The 17,486-nt window shown below is 73.4% G+C and carries 15 protein-coding genes; 7 read left to right on the top strand and 8 right to left on the bottom strand.

Annotation, left to right across the window (positions count from 1 at the left end; translation table 11 throughout):
- Positions 1-177 precede the first annotated feature (177 nt).
- The 3 genes from ABWK99_RS04685 to ABWK99_RS04675 are packed head-to-tail and all read left to right on the top strand — an operon-like array spanning position 178 to position 1,732.
- On the top strand, positions 178-738 hold the full coding sequence (locus ABWK99_RS04685) for an RNA polymerase sigma factor (protein WP_372593538.1): 561 nt from the start codon (positions 178-180) through the stop codon (positions 736-738).
- Positions 738-992 carry an anti-sigma factor gene (locus tag ABWK99_RS04680; RefSeq protein ID WP_372593537.1) on the top strand — a complete coding sequence of 85 codons (255 nt, stop codon included), beginning with the start codon at positions 738-740 and terminating at the stop codon, positions 990-992. The genes ABWK99_RS04685 and ABWK99_RS04680 overlap by 1 nt, the downstream gene beginning before the upstream one ends.
- A gap of 29 nt (positions 993-1,021) precedes the next feature.
- Entirely contained in the window at positions 1,022-1,732 is a 711-nt protein-coding gene (locus tag ABWK99_RS04675; protein ID WP_372593536.1) for a flavodoxin family protein, read from the top strand.
- Between the two features lie 13 nt (positions 1,733-1,745).
- Here the strand turns inward: ABWK99_RS04675 and ABWK99_RS04670 are convergent, their stop codons facing one another.
- The gene (locus ABWK99_RS04670; RefSeq protein WP_372593535.1) at positions 1,746-3,065 is read right to left on the bottom strand and encodes a DUF3179 domain-containing protein; all 1,320 of its coding nucleotides are present in this window, start codon (positions 3,063-3,065) and stop codon (positions 1,746-1,748) included.
- Between the two features lie 2 nt (positions 3,066-3,067).
- Positions 3,068-3,211, bottom strand: coding sequence for a hypothetical protein (locus tag ABWK99_RS04665; protein WP_372593534.1), 144 nt, complete (start codon positions 3,209-3,211; stop codon positions 3,068-3,070).
- Positions 3,212-3,354: 143 nt separating this feature from the next.
- Between ABWK99_RS04665 and ABWK99_RS04660 the strand changes: the two genes are divergently transcribed.
- Positions 3,355-5,712 carry a putative bifunctional diguanylate cyclase/phosphodiesterase gene (locus ABWK99_RS04660; protein WP_372593533.1) on the top strand — a complete coding sequence of 786 codons (2,358 nt, stop codon included), beginning with the start codon at positions 3,355-3,357 and terminating at the stop codon, positions 5,710-5,712.
- A 10-nt stretch (positions 5,713-5,722) separates the two neighbouring features.
- On the opposite strand, the gene ABWK99_RS04655 is transcribed toward ABWK99_RS04660, so the two are convergent.
- Entirely contained in the window at positions 5,723-6,511 is a 789-nt protein-coding gene (locus ABWK99_RS04655; protein ID WP_372593532.1) for a DUF5995 family protein, read from the bottom strand.
- A gap of 290 nt (positions 6,512-6,801) precedes the next feature.
- Between ABWK99_RS04655 and ABWK99_RS04650 the strand changes: the two genes are divergently transcribed.
- Positions 6,802-9,033 (top strand): 6-phosphofructokinase, encoded by a 2,232-nt coding sequence (locus ABWK99_RS04650; RefSeq protein WP_372593531.1) that lies wholly within the window; start codon positions 6,802-6,804, stop codon positions 9,031-9,033.
- A 10-nt stretch (positions 9,034-9,043) separates the two neighbouring features.
- On the opposite strand, the gene ABWK99_RS04645 is transcribed toward ABWK99_RS04650, so the two are convergent.
- Positions 9,044-10,063: a GGDEF domain-containing protein gene (locus tag ABWK99_RS04645; RefSeq protein ID WP_372593530.1), complete on the bottom strand. Its 1,020-nt coding sequence runs from the start codon at positions 10,061-10,063 to the stop codon at positions 9,044-9,046.
- 470 nt (positions 10,064-10,533) lie between these two features.
- Between ABWK99_RS04645 and ABWK99_RS04640 the strand changes: the two genes are divergently transcribed.
- Both ABWK99_RS04640 and ABWK99_RS04635 read left to right on the top strand, forming a co-directional pair.
- Positions 10,534-14,778, top strand: a complete 4,245-nt coding sequence (locus ABWK99_RS04640; protein ID WP_372593529.1) for a hypothetical protein — start codon at positions 10,534-10,536, stop codon at positions 14,776-14,778.
- Positions 14,775-15,077, top strand: coding sequence for a hypothetical protein (locus ABWK99_RS04635; protein WP_372593528.1), 303 nt, complete (start codon positions 14,775-14,777; stop codon positions 15,075-15,077). Before ABWK99_RS04640 ends, ABWK99_RS04635 begins: the two co-directional genes overlap by 4 nt.
- A 19-nt stretch (positions 15,078-15,096) precedes the next feature.
- Here ABWK99_RS04635 and mscL read toward each other — a convergent pair whose 3' ends face one another.
- From mscL to ABWK99_RS04615, 4 genes are all read right to left on the bottom strand, one after another.
- A complete protein-coding gene (gene mscL, locus ABWK99_RS04630; protein WP_372593527.1) occupies positions 15,097-15,507 on the bottom strand; it encodes a large conductance mechanosensitive channel protein MscL in 411 nt (136 codons plus the stop codon).
- 72 nt (positions 15,508-15,579) lie between these two features.
- Complete coding sequence (locus ABWK99_RS04625) at positions 15,580-16,242, bottom strand: SAF domain-containing protein (protein ID WP_372593526.1); 663 nt, start codon at positions 16,240-16,242, stop codon at positions 15,580-15,582.
- A 93-nt stretch (positions 16,243-16,335) separates the two neighbouring features.
- Complete coding sequence (locus ABWK99_RS04620) at positions 16,336-16,728, bottom strand: FmdB family zinc ribbon protein (protein ID WP_372593525.1); 393 nt, start codon at positions 16,726-16,728, stop codon at positions 16,336-16,338.
- A 72-nt stretch (positions 16,729-16,800) separates the two neighbouring features.
- Complete coding sequence (locus tag ABWK99_RS04615) at positions 16,801-17,454, bottom strand: 5-formyltetrahydrofolate cyclo-ligase (protein WP_372593524.1); 654 nt, start codon at positions 17,452-17,454, stop codon at positions 16,801-16,803.
- Positions 17,455-17,486: the final 32 nt, after the last annotated feature.

Raw genomic sequence — 17,486 nt, 5'->3', positions numbered from 1 at the left:
TGCCGATCCTCGTGGACGGTGAGCTGCACGGGATCGTGAGCATCGGGGACATGGTCAAGCACCGGCTGGCAGAGCTCCAGGCGGAGCGCGACCAGCTCACGGCCTACATCACCGGATGAGGCGCGCGGCCGGTGCCGCGAGAGGGAATCCTCGCCGCGCCGGGCGGGTTCCCCACCCGTGAGCCAGCCCGCCCCGCGCGCATCCTCGTCGCCGTTCGACGAGTACGTCGTGCCGGAGATCCCCGTGCTGTACCGGGTCGCGCTCTCGCTCACCCGTCACTCGGCGGACGCCGAGGACCTCGTGCAGGACACGTTGATCCGCGCGTACCGGGCGATCGGACGGTTCGACGGTGCGCACCCACGAGCGTGGTTGCTCACGATCCTGCGTCGTACCCACCTGAACCGGGTGCGGGTGCGCAGCCCCGTCCTGCTCAAGGACGGGGACGGGGTGACTGCCGCCCTCGACCGGGCAGGGGTGGCCTCACCCGCAGCCGAGGACGTCGTCGTCGACGAGCTGTTCGACGACGCCGTCGCCGATGCGCTCGCCTCGCTGCCCCAGAAGCACCGTGAGGTGATCCGGCTCGTCGACCTCGACGGGCTGAGCTACCAGGACGCGGCCGACCGCCTCGGCGTGCCTCGCGGCACGGTGATGAGCCGCCTCCACCGCGCACGGCGGCGGATCAGGGAACGGCTCGACGAGGAGGGGCTCGCCCCGCGCCTCACGGAGAGGGGGATGTGATGATGCGACTCACCCGGTCCGAGTGCCACCACGTGGCCAGGGTGCTCCAGGCGTACCTCGACGGTGAGCTCGAGCCGCCGTCGGCGCGCCGCGTCGCGGAGCACCTCGAGGCCTGCCGTCGATGCGGGCTGGAGGCGAGCACCTACCTCGCGATCAAGACGGCAATCGCGACGACGGCGTCTCCCCCGGTGGACGAGGACGCCGTCACCCGGCTCCGGACCTTCGCCGCCGGCCTCTCCGGGCCGAGCCGATGACCACCGGACCGTCACCCAGGAGCGCCCCGATGACCGATCACGCCTTCGCCGACCTGCGGGCCGTCTTCGTCAACTGCACGCTCAAGCCCTCACCCGAGCTCTCCCACACGCAAGGCCTGATGGACGTCAGCGCGGCGATCATGCGCGCCCAGGGCGTCGAGGTCGACGAGATCCGCGCAGTGGACCATGAGATCGCCCCCGGCGTGTACCCCGACATGACCGAGCGCGGGGCCGCGCGCGACGACTGGCCGGCGCTCGCCAGGCGGGTGCTCGACGCCGACATCCTCGTCCTCGGCACCCCGATCTGGCTCGGCGACAAGTCGAGCGTGTGCACCCGCGTGATCGAGCGGTTGTACGCCCTGTCCGGCGAGCTGAACGACGTGGGCCAGTACCGGTTCTACGGCCGGACCGGCGGGGTGCTCGTGACCGGGAACGAGGACGGCGTCAAGCATGTGGCGATGAACGTCCTGTACTCCCTCCAGCACCTCGGCTACGCGATCCCGCCCCAGGCCGACGCGGGCTGGATCGGTGCGGTGGGCCCCGGCCCGTCGTACCTCGACCCCGGGTCGGGCGGTCCGGAGAACGACTTCACGCAGCGCAACACGACCTTCATGAGCTGGAACCTCATGCACCTGGCGGCGATGCTCAAGCGCGGCGGCGGCTTCCCCGCCCACGGGAACCAGCGCAGCGCCTGGGACGCGGGAGAACGCTTCGACCACCCGAACCCCGAGTACCGCTGAATCCACCGCGCGCTCAGGGCTGGAGCCGCAGCACCTCGGTGTCCGGCCGGAACGCCGCCTGCGCGAACCAGAAGGTGTTCACATGCGGTACGGCGGTGAGCCGCGCGCCGGCCAGCGGCCCGTCGACCGCTCGCCCGAGCAGGTCCCAGTCGGAGCCGGTCTGCTCGTCCCGTGCGACCGCTGCGCCCGCGGCCGGCCCGACACCGGGCTCTCCGCCGATGAGCGTGGTGAAGGTGAGGACCCGGCCGTCCACCTCCGGTCTGAAGGCCCCTGTCGCCGTGACGGGTGCGCCGTCGGCCACGTCGGCGACGTCCAGCGCCGACGCGAGTCCCGGTGCGGAGAAGAGGATGACGGGCGAGCCGTCCACCAGGATCTCCGCGACGCCGAGCGCGGCGAGGTCCCCGGCGAGCACCGCCACCGGGTCCGCCGCCCCCGGGAAGACGACCACCCGGAGCTTCGCGGCGAACTGCGTATCGACGGCCTCGTCCAGGAAGGTGTCCGTGTTGTCGATGTCGTCGTACCCGACGTAGGGGTTGGTCCCGTAGGGACGCTGGGCACCCGTCTCCCGGGACAGCACCCAGCCCTCGGGAGCGGCGGCGAGCCAGTCCGCCCACCGCAGCATGGTGACCGGGATGAGCTCGAGCTCGGTCCCGGTCAACGTCCCCGCGATGGCGGAGCGCTCGACCTGGGACCACAGGGACTGCGTCTGCCGGTCGTACATGACCAGGGCGGAGAGGTACAGGCTCCCCGAGGTCCCGAAGTCGAGCACCCGGCCCGCTGCCTGACGATCGAACGCCAGCGCCGTGTTGCACAGCGGGCAGTACGTCACGGCGACCGGCCGGCCACCCACCGTGTCGTTGACGATCTCGTGCCAGTGCAGGATCTGCACGGGGTAGGCCCGCTGGTGCCCGTCGAGGTCGAGGGCGATCACGGCCTCGTCCGCGCCGAGCCAGTCCACGCCGGCCGCCGGCAGGAATCGCGGCTCGTCGATCGCCGGGATGCCGTCGGGCGGCGGCCCGCCGGCCAGGATCCGTGCCGGGTCGACGGCCGGCGTGGGCAGGGCCGGGTCCGCCGGATCGTCCAGGGCCGAGGGGACGTCCTCGCGCGGCCCGGAGACCATCGGTTCGAGGACGACGGCCGACCCCGACAGGGCCGATCCCGACGGGGACGCAGGGGCGGGCCCCTGCGCTCTCCCGGCACAGCCGGCCAGCAGCAGGGCGGTGACTGCCAGCGCCGCGATCGGTCCGCGGCGCCGGTGCACCACGCTGGTCGGCGGGGTCGGGGTCGCGGTCGCGAGTGGGGCGGGACGCGAGCCGAGCACAGGGTCGTCCATGATCAGGACGTGAGGATCTGGTACCCGTCCCCGAGCAGGGAACGGAGGCTCGCGTGGCCCTTGTCGTCCCCGACCATCGGCCACCGGGCTGCCTCGAGGGCGTCCGTCACCCCGTCGGCCGCTGTGGTCGAGGTGGTGGTGCTCATCGGCCTCTCCTTCCGTCGGGGCCGGGTGGCCCGTCGACGTGAGGGGAACCCGGCCCCGGACCTCGGTGATTCCCTCGGCTCAAGCCGGCGCCCTCACGTCCGATGAACAGGGAGACGACGGCATCAGCCGGGGGGAGCAGATGATGGGCGAGCAGAACGCACAGGCATGGGGAGGTGGCAGGGAGGCGACCGAGGTCGGGCGGGCCTCGGCCGACCACGTCGTGTCCCGTGCGCGGTGGGCAGGGGTGGCGCTCGCCGTCCTGCAGATCGTCCTCTTCGTGCCACCCCCGGGCGTGGCGCTTCCGCACTCCGTGTGGTGGGGCCTGCTCCCCGCGGCTGTGCTCGCCGCGACCGACCTGGTGACGCGGTTCGGCCCTCTCGCCCGCGTGGCGGGCGAGACGCGACGGCTCGTCGGGCTGGGCGGTGACTCCGTCGCGGTGCTCCTCTTCATCGCGGTCTTCGCCTTCGACGCGAGCAGCGCCCTGTGGACGCTGATGATGTTCCCCGTCGCCGAGGCCGCCCTCCGCGGCTGGCCCCGGCGCGCCATCGGCACCTATGCGGCCGTGGCGGTCGGCTACGTCGGCGTGAGGTGGCTGGCGCAGTCGCTGTGGTCGGCAGATGGCCTGACGATCGACTCGGTGACCTACCGGCTCGGCATCGTCGGGATCATGGCGCTGATCCTCGCGGGGATGAGCCGTCGCCTGCAGCAGCAGATCGCGACGACCGCTGCCCGCCAGGCCGAGGCGGACCAGCTGCGTGCCGTCGCGACCGCGGCGCGGCTCATGTCGGAGCTCGAGGTCGCCACGGTGATCCGTGAGGTCAGGCGGGCGGCCGAGCGGATGGGCTTCTTCGAGGTGCAGGTCTGGACCCGCGCGGGAGTCCTCGGTGCCTCGGGTGACCGCGGGGGTGCTGCGCACCCCTTGGACTCCTCGTGGTTCGACCGGCTGGCGGCCGCGACCCAGGACACCGGCTGGGCGACCCTCGAGGGTGAGGACTGCCCGGTCGAGCTGCGCACGGACCAGACCCTCGTGGTCGCGGCAGTCACCACCGAGGGGGCGGTCGGTGCCCTGCTGGCCGCCCGTCGCCCGTCACCGGTCGTCGACTGGGACGCCGACGGGCTCGCCCTCCTGGCCACCCAGGCGAGCGTGGCGCTAGCGAACGCCGCCCGCTACGAGGAGGACAGAGGCGTCGACGACCGGCTCGCCCACCAGGCGGGCCATGACGACCTCACCGGGCTCCCGAACAGGACCCTGCTGGGGGACCGCGGGCGACGCATGCTCGCCGAGCAGGCCCTGCAGGGCGGGCGGGTCGGGGTGCTGTACCTCGATCTCGACCGGTTCAAGCCGGTCAACGACGTGCTCGGCCGTGCGACGGGCGACGCGCTCCTCTCACAGGTCGCCGAGCGGATCAGCGGGCTGCTCGGCCCGGACGACCTGTGCGCCCGGGTCGGCGGCGACGAGTTCGTCGTCGTCGCGGCCGGGCGGCTGAGCGAGTCGGCCCTCGGCGATCTCGCCCGTCGACTGCGTGCGGCACTGCACGCGCCCTTCTGCGTCGGGGAGCTCACCCTCGACCTCGAGGTGAGCATCGGCATCGCCTGCACCCCGGACGACGGCGCGGACGTCGAGACGCTCGTCCAGCACGCGGACATGGCGATGTACCGGGCCAAGAGCGCGCGCGCAGGGATCGTCGGCTACCGCGACATCCAGGACGAGGTGACCTCCGGGCACCTGGCCGTGCTGGGCGACCTGCGCCGTGCCCTCGCCGATCCCGAGCAGCTCGACGTGCACTACCAGCCGATCGTCGACCTGGCCGACGGGAGGGTCGAGGGCTTCGAGGCCCTGCTGCGGTGGACGCACCCGGATCGCGGTCCGATCCCGCCCGCGACCTTCATCCAGGTCGCGGAGGAGACCTCGCTCATCCACGGGCTGACCGACCACGTCCTGGACAAGGCACTGGGCGTCCTCGGCGGGCTCGTCGCGGACGGCGCCGCGCTCCGGATGAGCGTCAACCTCTCCCCGCGGGCGCTGGTGGGCCCCAACCTGGTGACCCGGGTGCGGCGTCTGCTCGCCCAGCACCGGGTCCCTCCGGGCCTGCTGTGCCTGGAGATCACCGAGGAGACGCTGGTCGACGACCCCGAGCGCGCGATCGTGGCACTCGACGAGCTCAAGGCGCTCGGTGTGCGTCTCTCGATCGACGACTTCGGCACCGGCTACTCCTCCATGAGCTATCTCAAGCGGCTACCGGTCGACGAGATCAAGATCGACCGGGGTTTCGTCATCGACCTGCTCTCCTCCGCGCAGGACCGCTCCCTCGTGCACGCCGTCGTCGACCTCGCTCATCGGCTCTCGCTGCGGGTGGTGGCAGAGGGGGTCGAGACGGAGGAGGTCGGTGACGCGCTGCGGGAGATGGGCTGCGACCTGGCCCAGGGGTACGTCTACGGTCGGCCGGCCGCGCACGACGACATCTCGGCGACGGTGGAGGCCGCGGCGGTCACCACCTGAGCGGTGCGCATCAGGCGAGGGCGGCGCCGCGTCCGCACAAGGACTCGGCGACGCCGGCGAGGTCGGCGCGCTCCCGGTGCCGCGCGAGGGGAAGCAGCCAGCGCAGCGGTCGACCGGGATCCGCGATCCGGGCGCCGTTGCGTGCGACCGCCTCGTCCCTGGACGCGATCATGGCCGCGGCGCCCCCCGGGTCCCGGGTCCCGGCGTCGCCGACCGCTGCCGCGAGGTCGGCGGCGAACTCCCAGGAGCGTCGACGCGCATGTTCCAGCGAGAAGCAGGTGAGTGCCTCGTCGAACCGCAGCCCGACGGCGTCGAGTGAGCGGGTCAGGGGGGAGACGTCAGCGATGGCGAGCTGCATCTGGTCCACGAGCTCCGCGAGGACGTCGTTGATGCGCTCGAAGTCGTCCCTGAGGTCCGCCACCGCCGGACCGGGGCAGGTGGCGGCCGCCGCCACGCCGAGGTCGAGGTTGATGTGGGCGTTCATGCCCAGCAGCAGGTGCTGGAGGATCAGCCCTGGGCGCCGTGCGGCCTCGAAGGAGACGGCCCAGGAGGCGCTCACCGGCTCGGCCCGGTCCCAGGCGGAGTGCGCGTCGAGCCAGTACCGCGCGAACCGGACGTCGAACCGCTCCATTCGCTCGACGTCGTCGAACTGCCCGGCCTCCAGGCCGGTGCGGACCCGGTCGGTGACGGCGCGGTAGACGATCGCGAACCATCCCCGGGCGTCGGCCGTGTCGATGCTGCGGTCGATCACCCGGTCCATCTCGGTGATCACGGCGTCGATCGAGTCGTGGCGGGCCATCTGCCTCTCGTCCCTCGACGGACTGGCGGGTCGTGCCGTTGCTCAGAGCGGACTGTCGCTGTCGATCGTCGCACGGCGGGCCGCGCAGCGGGAGGGCGCGGCGTTGCGCGTCCGAGTGACGCGGCCCGCGTGACGCGGCCGGCGAGGCGGGGGACGAGCGTCGTCGGGCCGACGATCGACTCGCCGCCCACCACCCGGACGGCCCACCGCGACGATGGGCCTGCAAGGACGACGGGCAGTACCCGTAGGCTCCTGTGAGCCCTGCCCTGATTCGAGAGATGAGCGTGAGCGTGAGCAGCGAGAACGACCCGAGCACAGCCCGTACCGCCGTCGCCGTCCTCACCTCTGGCGGCGACGCCCAGGGCATGAACGCCGTGGTCCGCGCGGTGGTCCGGACCGCGATCGGTGCAGGCGCCGACGTCTACGCGGTCTACGAGGGCCTTCAGGGCCTGGTCGACGGTGGCGACCGGATCGTCCAGTTCGACTGGGGTTCGGTCGGCTCGATCCTGCACCGCGGCGGAACGGTCATCGGCACGGCACGCTCGACCGACTTCCGCGGACGCGAGGGACGACTCAAGGCCGCCCGCAACATGATCGAGCACGGTATCGACCGGATGGTCGTCATCGGCGGCGACGGCTCGCTGACCGGGACCGATCTCTTCCGCAGCGAGTGGCCGGGACTGCTGGCCGAGCTCGTCGAGCGGGGGGAGATCACCGCGGAGCAGTCCGCTCGGCACGGGCACCTGATCATCGCCGGTGTGGTCGGCTCGATCGACAACGACATGGTCGGCACGGACATGACGGTCGGCGCCGACTCGGCCCTGCACCGCATCCTCGAGGCGATCGACGCCCTGTCCAGCACCGCGGCGAGCCACCAGCGCTCCTTCGTCGTCGAGGTCATGGGCCGGCACTGCGGGTACCTCGCGCTGATGAGCGCGATCGCCGGCGGCGCCGACTACGCGCTCATCCCGGAGTACCCGCCAGGGGAGGGCTGGGAGGACGAGATGTGCGACCGGTTGCGCGCCGGCCGCGCGGCAGGGCGCCGGGACAGCATCGTCGTGGTGGCCGAGGGGGCGCGGGACCGCGCCGGCAACCCGATCAGCAGTCAGGACGTGCAGAACCTCCTGCAGGACCGGCTCGGTGAGGACACCCGGGTCACGATCCTCGGGCACGTCCAGCGTGGTGGGACGCCCAGCGCGTACGACCGCTGGATGCCCACGGTGGTCGGGCACGCGGCGGCGCTCGAGGTGGTCAACGCCGGGCCCGACCACGAGCCCCAGCTCATCGGGGTGCGCAACAACCGGGTGCACCGCAGCCCGCTGATGGCGGCCGTCAAGGCCACCAAGGAGATCTCCCGCCTGGTCGACGCCGGGGAGTACGAGGCGGCGATGGCCGGGCGTGGAGCCTCGTTCTCCGAGATGGTCCGTGTCTTCCGCGGCATCGCCAGGGTCGCCCCCACCCAGACGGGGTCGGGATCGCGGATCGCGATCCTCCACGCGGGCGGGCTCGCACCGGGGATGAACACCGCCGTGCGGGCAGCCGTCCGGTTCGGCATCTCCAACGGCCACACCATGCTGGGTGTGCGCGGCAGCTTCCAGGGGCTCATCGACGGCCAGGTGGAGGAGCTCACCTGGGGCGACGTCGAGGGCTGGGTGGGGATCGGCGGCGCGGAGCTCGGCACGAGCCGCGCGATGCCGAGCGTCGAGGACTACTACGCCATCAGCCGCGCGCTGGAGAACCACGAGATCGACGCCCTGCTGGTCATCGGTGGTCACCGCGCCTACGAGTCGACCTATCGGATGCTCCAGGAGCGCGATCGCTACCCCGGCTTCCGGATCCCGGTCATCTGCCTCCCGGCGACCATCGACAACAATCTCCCCGGCTGGGAGGTGTCCATCGGTGCCGACACCGCGCTGTGCGAGATCACCAGTGCCGTCGATCGGCTCAAGCAGTCCGCCATGGCCGCGAGGCGGTGCTTCGTCGTCGAGGTGATGGGTCGCTACTGCGGCTACCTCGCGCTCGTCGGCGCGATGTCGGTCGGCGCCGAGCGGGTGTACCTGCACGAGCAGGGCGTCACCCTCGCCGACCTCTCGGCCGACGTCGACGAGATGACCGCGAGCTTCGCTGGTGGGCGCCGGTTCCACCTGGCGATCCGGAACGAGGCCGTCAGCGAGGGGTACACGACCGACTTCATGTGCCAGCTGTTCACCGAGGAGTCCGGAGGCGCGTTCGACGTCCGGCCGATGGTGCTCGGTCACCTCCAGCAGGGGGGCAACCCGACGCCCTTCGACCGCGTGCAGGCCACCCGGCTCGCCGCCTACTGCGTCGACTGGCTCTCGGGGCAGATCGACGCGGGCAAGCGCGAATGGGGCTTCGTCGGTCTCGTGGACGGCAAGGTCGGCACGGTTCCGCTCAAGACGATGCCCGACCTCGTCGACATGCGGTTCAACCGACCCTTCGACCAGTGGTGGATGGCCCTGCAGCCGATCATGGGCGCCCTCGCGGTCGAGCCGAAGGGCTAGGGGTACCGGCTCAGATGCGGGCGCGCCGCCGCGCCGCGTACAGCTCGGCGTCGGCGCGGGCCATCAGGGTCCGCGCAGGCGTCCCTGCCGGTCCGGAGGCCGTGCCGATCGTGACGGTGGCTCCGTGCGGGAGCCGTCCATCGCCGACGAGGCGCTGAAGGCGTTCGCGTGCGGCGGCGGCGCCTGACTCGTCCGCCCCGACCAGGAGCAGCGCGAACTCGTCCCCGCCGATCCGGCCAGGGGTGTCCTCGGCGCGGCAGGCCGCCCGCACGGCCTGGCCGAGCCGGGCGAGGACCTCGTCCCCGACCGGGTGGCCGTGCTCGTCGTTGATCGACTTGAAGTGGTCGACGTCGAGCACGAGGACGCTGATCGGCAGGTCCGGCGGGCCTGCGGTGGTCGCGGCGGAGACCTTCTCGTGGAATGCCCGGTGGTTGAGGCAACCGGTGAGGCCGTCCTCGTCGGCGAGCGCTGTGGCCCGGGCGGCCACGGCGCGGACCTGCTCGTGCAGGGCGAGGTAGTTGTGGCTCGCGGTCGCGCAGACCACCGTCGTCAGGGCGAGGGCGCCGGCGACGATCGTCGTGCTGTCCGCCTCGTGAGCGGGTCCCAGTGCGCCCACCAGTGCGTACGCGAGAACGCCGAGCGCCCCCATGGCGAGGGTGCCGGACGGAGGGAACGCGAGGGCCGCATGGGCGACGAGAACGAAGAGAAAGGCCCGGAAGGGACTGCTGGCGCCGCCGTCGAGGACGACCACCGCGGTGAGCAACGCGATCCCCAGGACCTCCCAGGAGTAGAAGACGCGCTGGACGCGGTTGCGGGAGACCAGGCGGTCGATCGGGGTCAGCCGCGTCAGCGGGGTGAGCAGCAGCACCGTCGCGCAGATCACGTAGATCGCCGTCGGGTGCGGGGCGTCCGGGCGCACAGCCGTGCGGACCGCGACCGCGACGGGCACCACGGCGGAGATCACCTGGCCCGAGCGGAGATGGTGCCGCCAGAACTCGCTCGGCCGCCGGTCGGCCGACTCTCTCGCCATGCATGTCCATCGGCAGGACGGCGCGGGGGCTGAAGGGTTCCGGTGCCGGTACCGGCGCCCGGTCCGAGGCTGCCACGGACCCACGGTCCGGCGGTGCCGCGGGCCGCGGCGAGGGCTCGACGGCACCCCCGGATCCGATCAAGGACCGCAGGTCGGAGCCATGTGAGCGCAATCATCCGGCCCGCCCCGTCAGTTTGACGTGAGGCCTCCCGCGAGGACACACTTGTCTCAGACGGTGCGCATCGCCTGCCCCCTGCGCGGTGCGCACCGTCCTCAGCTTCGGTGGCCCGTCGGTGCTCAGCGCCCGGCGGGCCATCGCCGTTTCCCGCCCTCGCGGCGCGCAGCGACAGGGCCGTCCCCGACCGTGCGAGTCCGGCCGCGTGACCCCTCTGGCCCTCCCCGGGGCTCCACCGGGCGCTCCTGCGGCGCGTTGACCGGCCGGCACGGCGGCCTGCGGTTAGCGTGCTGGTGTGATTCCTGAGCCCCTTCCCGGCCCGGGACCCGACGAGGCCAGGCCCGACGGTCCCGTCGCCGTCCCCGTCGCCACCACCCGAGACCTCGTCGACGGCGCGACCGAGCAGTGGCGGGCGGCCCTGGTCACCCGCTCGGGTGCCTCGGCGCTGAGCGACGTCGCCCGGCTCGGCGAGGCCCAGCTCGACCTCTCGGCCGCGCACCCCTCGGGGATCGCCCAGCTCTTCGCCGGCCGGCCCACGCGGCTGAGCAACCTCGTGCGGGAGGGCTCCGCGCTCGTCCAGGCCAAGCGCCGGGCGCGTGCCGTCGGCGCCCAGGCCGAGGACCATGCCGTGCGCTTCGGGCTCGCCTCCGCGTTCCTCGCCATCGGCATCGCCTCCTGGGTCGACGACGACGACACCGACCCGGGGTTCGACGAGGACACCGTCCCGTCCCGTACCGCCGACGCTGCCGTCGCGGCCGACGAGGAGGGCGCCCAGCCCGCCGACCCGGTGCGTCGGATGCACGGGCCGGTGCTCCTGCGCCCCGTGTCCATCACCGCGCGCGGACGTGGCGAGGCGGACTACGACCTCGTCCTCGAGCCCTCTCTCGAGATCAACCCGCTGCTCGCGGCGGCGCTGCGCCGGCGAGGGGCGCTGCTCGATCCCGCTGCCCTCGCCAGGGGGGCGTTCACCGCATCGGGCTTCGACCCTCGTCCGGCGGTCGACCGGCTCGGCGCCCTCGGAGCGGCGGTGCTGGACGGGTTCGAGCTCGTCGACCGGGTCGTCATCGGCACCTTCGTCCATCCCGAGCAGGTCCTCGTCGACGACCTGGACGCCCTGGCACCCGTCCTGCGCGAGCACGAGGTCGTCGCCGCCGTCGCGGGCGACCATCGCGCGGCCGAGGCCTTGACCCGTCCCCTTCCTGCCCAGCTGACCGGGGACCGCCCGCTCGACCAGGAGCGCGGCGTGGGGGACCTCGACCCGGCGCAGGCCCATGTGCTCGACGTCATCGCCGCGGGGCACCACCTCCTGCTCGACGCCCCTGCCGGGGCGGATGTCGCGGGAACCCTCGCGGCCGTCGTCGCCGACGCCGCTGCCAGCGGTCGCACGGTGCTGTACGTGGCGGGACACCGCAGGGCGGCCGAGGCCCTCACCGGTCGGCTCGACGAGCTCGGGCTCTCGGAGCTCGTCCTCGACGTCGCACCGGGATCCGGCTGGCGGGCCGAGGCGGGACAGCGACTTCTCGGCGCGATGACGGGCGACTCCTTCCGCGTCGACGCCGAGAAGATCGGGATCGTGCAGCGCGAGCTGCTCGACCGGCGCGAGCGTCTGCACCGCTACGTCGATGCGCTGCACGCCCGCCGTGAGCCGTGGGAGTGCTCGGCGCACGACGCCCTGCAGGCCCTCGCCAAGCTCACCGCCGCCCGACCGGCGCCCCGGACCACGGTCCGGCTGCCGGTGGCCGTGGCGGCATCGCTCACCGCCGAGCGACGCGCCCAGGCGGCAGCCGACCTCGTCACGGTCGCCGGGCTCGGTGCGTTCACCGAGAGCACCGCCACGACCTCCTGGTTCGGGGCGGAGATCCTCACCCCGGAACGTGCCCATGCGGCGGTGGAGCGCGTGGCCCGCCTGCTCGAGAGCATCCCGTTGCTCCAGCGTCAGACCGCCGAGGTCGCCGAGGCGACCGGGCTCACCCGGTCCGAGACGCCGGCGCAGTGGGCCGAGCAGCTCGAGATGCTCGCGGGCGTGCGCGGTGCGCTCGACATCTTCCAGCCGATCGTCTTCGAACGCTCCGCGGCCGACCTCGTCGCAGCGACGGCCACCCCGGCCTGGCGTGCCGAGCACGGGATCGACATGCCGGGCCGCGTGCGCCGCCGACTGCGCCGCCAGGCCAAGGACATGGTGCGCCCGGGCCGCCCGGTCGCCGACCTGCACACGGCCCTCGTCGAGGTGCAGGCCCAGCGCGAGGTGTGGCGGGCGCACTGCCCTGCCGGTGGCTGGCCCCGGATCCCGGAAGGACTCGCCCGCATCGAGCAGTCCTTCGCCGTGGTCCGGGCCGACCTCGAGGCGCTGTCCGAGGCGCTCGCGACCACTGCGGCAGGTGGCGACCTCGTCCGGCTGAGCTGGACCCAGCTCCTCGACCGGCTCCGGCGTCTGCGCCTCGAGCAGGCGGCGCTCGTGGCGCTGCCCGAGCGCACCGCTCTGCTGCGCGACCTGCGCAAGCGGGGACTGGGTGCGCTCCTCGACGACCTCACGGCCCGTCGCGTCCCGGCCGGTCTGGTGGCGGTCGAGCTGGAGCTCTCCTGGTGGAGCGCCGTCTTCGAGGAGATCCTCCGCCAGGACCCGGGCATGGCCGGGTACGACGGTGCCGCGCTCGCCCGGCTCACGGCCGAGTTCCGGGCCCTGGACCGGCGCTACCTGGCCGACCGCGCATCGGTGTACCGGGCCAGCTCCCGCGAGGCCGTGCGGCTGCGGCTGCTGGAGTCGAGCGTGCACACCGAGGCGCTGTTCGGCGAGATCGTCGAGGACAGGTTCACGAGCCTCCGGCACGCCGTGGAGCGCTACCCGGACGTCGCCCGGCACCTGCGCCCCTGCCTGGTGGTCGGGCCGATGCTCGTCCCGCACGTCCTCCCGCCCACGCGCACCGAGGACCTCGTGATCCTCGACGCCACGGCACACCTGCCGATGGAGACCGTCGTCGGCGCGATCGCTCGGGGTCGCCAGGTGCTCGTCGTCGGCGACACCCGCTGCGCGTCGGGGACGGCGCTCGCCCAGCTCACCGAGGTCCTTCCGGTCGTCGGTCTCCAGGTCGCGGCCTCGCGGCGCGACCCGCACCTGACGGCCTTCCTCGCCACGCACGGCTACGCGAAGCACGTCACCGCGACGCCGCTGCCGACGGCCGAGTCGCTGCTCCGGCTCGACGTCGTGGACGGGACGGGCATGCCGGGCCCGTCGGGGACCGTGGAGGCGACCCGAGCGGAGGTCGATCACGTCGTCGACCTCGTCGTGGAGCATGCGCTCGCCCGGCCGGAGGAGTCCCTCGCCGTCGTGAGCGTCTCGACCCTGCACGCGGATCGGGTCAGGGAGGCCGTGCTGGCCCAGGTCCGCGACAACCCCGCGCTCGAGGAGTTCTTCTCCGCCGAGCGTCCCGAGCCGTTCGTCGTGGCCGACGTGACCGGGGCGGAGGGCCTGAGCCGCGACGCGGTGATCCTCACGGTCGGCTTCGGCCGCACGCCTCACGGGCGCGTGCTGCACAGGTTCGGCGCCCTGGGCGCGGAGGGTGGCCGGGCGAGGCTGCTCCAGACTCTCGGCGCGACCCGGCACCGGCTGACCGTCGTGAGCTGCTTCACCGCCGACGACCTCGACGAGCACCGCCTGACCGTGCCGGGTCCGCGACTGCTCGCCGACCTCCTGCGGCTCCTCGGGTCTCCCCGGCCGCGGGAGCAGGGCGGACGGCCCTCTCCCGAGTCCTACTCGGGTCACGACCGGTTGATCCTCGACCTGGCCGAGCGGTTGTGGCGGACGGGCCTCGTGGTGCAGCTGGACCACGGCGTCGACGGCGGTCCTCGCATCCCGCTGGTCGTCGGGCATCCCGACGTGCCAGGGGAGATGCTCGTCGCCGTGCTGACGGACGACGAGGCCTACGTCGGCGAACCCAGCGTGCGCGTGCGGGACCGACAGGTCGCGGAACGCCTCGAGGCCCTCGGGTGGACCGTCATCCACATCTGGTCCACGGCGGCGTTCCTCGACCCGCAGGGCGAGGCGGACGCGGTCTGCGCCGCCGTGCTCGAGGCCTCTGCCGAGCGGCTGCGACGTCGTCCCGTCGAGGTGGTCCAGGCGCCTGCTCGGCTCGAGGACGAGGAGGACGGCCCCGACCTGGCCGACGGTCTTCCCGTTCCGGAGGTGGACGGGACGAGCGCTGCGCCGGTTCCTGGATCGGCGACGACCGTCGCGTCCGACGGTGGCCAGGAGGTCGGCGACCCCGTGGGTGACCCGGCCGTCGTGCGCCACGACCACGCGGCAGTGGAGCTCGCGACGGCGCCGGAGGGCCGCGTCCTGCGTCGGCCGGACGTGCGGCCCGGCCTCCCGATCGGTGCCTACAGCGACGACGAGCTCGACGACCTGGTGGCCTGGCTCCGGGGCGACGGGAGCGACAAGGACGACGAGGCGCTCGTCGAGGCCCTGCGCGCCGAGCTGGGTCTTCGCCGCCGCGGCTCGCGGATCGACGCGACCCTCACCGCTGCGGTGCGTCGATCCCGGTGAGCCGGGAACCCCGGACCGGGCAGGCATCGCCGGAACCGAGCCAGGACGCGACGGAGCCGGTGGACGCGGCCCGGCCCGGCGGGACGCCCGCGGACGAAGGGGCCGCTGCCGACGAGGGGCAGGAGACCGAGCGGCCGCGCCGCCGTCGCCATCGGCGCGCCGTGGGCGGCACGGTCCCGCCCGGCCCCGAGCCCCGGACGAACGGACCGAGCCCCGACGACCTCGACGTGGGTTGGGGCGAGCAGCCGTCGGGGTCGGACGACGAGCGATTCCTGCGCGAGGTGCCCCCGCACTGGTGAGGTCCGAGCCGCCGGCGGATCAGGACCGGGGCGCTGCCAGCAGGTCGCGGATCTCGGTGAGCAGCGCGACATCGGCGGCCGGAGCCTCCGGCTCGGCGACCTCCGTGGCCTTGCGACGCTCGGCGAGGGTGTTGAGCGGGAGCACGACGGCGAAGTAGATCGCCGCTGCGACGATCAGGAAGTTGAGGACCGCGCCGAGGAAGGCGCCGATCGACAGGATGTTCGCCGGGACGTCGCCCTGCGCCTCGCTGATCGTCCACGCGAGGACGCGAGTGAGGTCGGGCTGACCGAAGATCCCGGCGATCAGCGGGTTGATGATGTTCTCGACGAACGCGGTGACGACAGCACCGAATGCGGCGCCGATGACGATGCCGACGGCGAGGTCGATGACGTTCCCACGCATGATGAAGGTCTTGAAGCCAGCGAGCACGGAGTCCTCCAGGACGGGTCGGGGGCGATCGGGTTCCGTTCGGGCGAGCGAGGCGGGCCCCGCGGCCATGGATCATGGCATGATCGCCGCGCCGAAGCGACAGCTCGGGGCGAGTGCGGCGATCTTTCGCCCGCTCTCCGGCTCGACGGCCACGAGGGTCCTTCCGAGATCGGTCCCACCCACGAGCGCGGTCGCGCCGCCCAGCCCGAGCCCACCGGTCGTCCCCGAGGGCGTGGTGCTGTCGGCAGGGTCGGACATCGGACCGACGACCAGGGCCGTGACCGACCAGGGCCCCTGCTCGGTCGGGCAGTCGGATCCCGGGACGAGCTCGATCGTGTCGCCGACCCGCATGGCGTCGGCCCCGTCGAGCGAGACCGGCACGACGACCGTCCCGGGCGGCGGCTCGGCACCGAAGCGCCCGGAGGTGAGTGCTGCGGGCACGAGCACGAACCCGGCGGGCAGGTCGATCGCCGCCCGCTGACCGATGACCGGACCGGCGGACCGCGCAGTCCCCTGCGGCACACCTCGGGCCGGGAGGCTCACGAGGCGCACGTCCTCGGAGGTGAGGGCCGCGCCGGCGGGGACGTCGCGCGCGGCGACGGCGACCGGGACGAGTGCCTCGCCCGGCGGGAGGGCGAGGCGGACCCCGATGCCCACCGCCGTGACCAGCAGGGCGGCACGGAGCACGCGGCGTGAGCGCCATGCCGCCCGGCGCAGGGGGAGGAGTCGAGGCACCCGCTGCACGCTAGGCGGCGCGCCGCTCCGTGGCGGATCCGGCCATCGCCCGCTGGGGACGAGCCGTCGGCGTCCCGGCCTCGGGACGAGTGGTCAGCCGGCGGGGGTGGCGGAGCTCGTGGTCGACGGCGTGCTCGTGGTGCTCGACGAGCCGGCCCCGGACGTGCTCGAGGCGCCGGAGCCGGAGGTCGACGAGGAGTCGCCGTTCGACGAGGCCTTCCCCTCGCTGGACGGGCCGCTCGACGACTCGCCGGCCGTCGACGCCGACGAGCTGCTCGAGGAGCCTCGTGCACCGGTGCGCTTGCCCTCGGCTCGCGCATCCGTCCGGTAGAAGCCGGAGCCCTTGAACACCACGCCCACGTTCCCGAACATCTTCCGCAGCCGGCCGCCGCACTCGGGGCAGCTCGTCAGCGCGTCGTCGGTGAACGCCTGCTGGGCGTCGAAACGGTGTCCGCAGTCGGTGCACGCGTAGGAGTAGGTGGGCACGGTCGGGTCCTCCAGGAAGTGGTGCGTCTCGTGCCATCCTCCCACCGTCCGGCCGCCCGGCCGTCCGTGGTCTCAGCGCTGGGCCGCGGCCTCGCCCAGGGCGCGCCACCCGGAGGTCGTCGCGACGGCGTCGACGTGCCGGTCGTGGAGCTCCTGCGGGAGGGGGTGCGTCTCGGCGTCGTAGATCTCCGAGGGGAAGACCATCGCGATCACCGGCACGCCGGGCCGGACGTGCTCGAGCACGCGGTCGTACCAGCCGCCCCCGTGACCGAGACGGGCCCCGGAGGAGTCCACCGCGAGCGCGGGGACGAGCACGACGTCGGCCTCGGCGAGCGCCTCTGCCCCCATGGCGGGGCCGGGCGGCTCGGGCGGACGTCCCGGAGCCCTGACCGCGAGCTCCTCCGTCGTGGTCAGGTGCGCCCACTGCCGCTGCAGGCCGGTCCCGAGCACCGGGAGCAGCACCGTCGCCCCGCGCTGGGCCAGCCGGTCCAGGAGCGGGGTCGTTGCCGGTTCGGCGGCGCGTGCGGCATATGCCGCGACGCACGCGGCCGCGCGGACGACGGGGATGTCCCCGACGACCTGCGCGAAGTCGGCTGCCGCGAGCTCGCGCTCATGGGGTGATCGGGACTCCCGTTCGGCGATGATCGCCCGCCGGAGTTCGTCCTTCACGACGGGTAGCTCGCTTCCCGCCTGGAAGGCCACGTACGGCCGGGTGTCGCTGCTCATACCGCCAGTCTTTCAAAGATTCGGCCGGGAGT

This window comes from Actinotalea sp. (assembly GCF_041597215.1).
Lineage (GTDB): Bacteria > Actinomycetota > Actinomycetes > Actinomycetales > Cellulomonadaceae > Actinotalea.
The sequence above is the reverse complement of the archived record's forward strand: the minus strand, read 5'-3'. Positions and strand labels throughout refer to the sequence as shown.

Coding starts and splice junctions, on each gene's coding strand:
- ABWK99_RS04680 (WP_372593537.1), top strand. CDS start 738: ATGATGCGACTCACCCGGTCCGAGTGCCACCACGTGGCCAGGGTGCTC.
- ABWK99_RS04675 (WP_372593536.1), top strand. CDS start 1,022: ATGACCGATCACGCCTTCGCCGACCTGCGGGCCGTCTTCGTCAACTGC.
- ABWK99_RS04670 (WP_372593535.1), bottom strand. CDS start 3,065: ATGGACGACCCTGTGCTCGGCTCGCGTCCCGCCCCACTCGCGACCGCG.
- ABWK99_RS04665 (WP_372593534.1), bottom strand. CDS start 3,211: ATGAGCACCACCACCTCGACCACAGCGGCCGACGGGGTGACGGACGCC.
- ABWK99_RS04660 (WP_372593533.1), top strand. CDS start 3,355: ATGGGCGAGCAGAACGCACAGGCATGGGGAGGTGGCAGGGAGGCGACC.
- ABWK99_RS04655 (WP_372593532.1), bottom strand. CDS start 6,511: ATGGCCCGCCACGACTCGATCGACGCCGTGATCACCGAGATGGACCGG.
- ABWK99_RS04645 (WP_372593530.1), bottom strand. CDS start 10,063: ATGGCGAGAGAGTCGGCCGACCGGCGGCCGAGCGAGTTCTGGCGGCAC.
- ABWK99_RS04615 (WP_372593524.1), bottom strand. CDS start 17,454: ATGAGCAGCGACACCCGGCCGTACGTGGCCTTCCAGGCGGGAAGCGAG.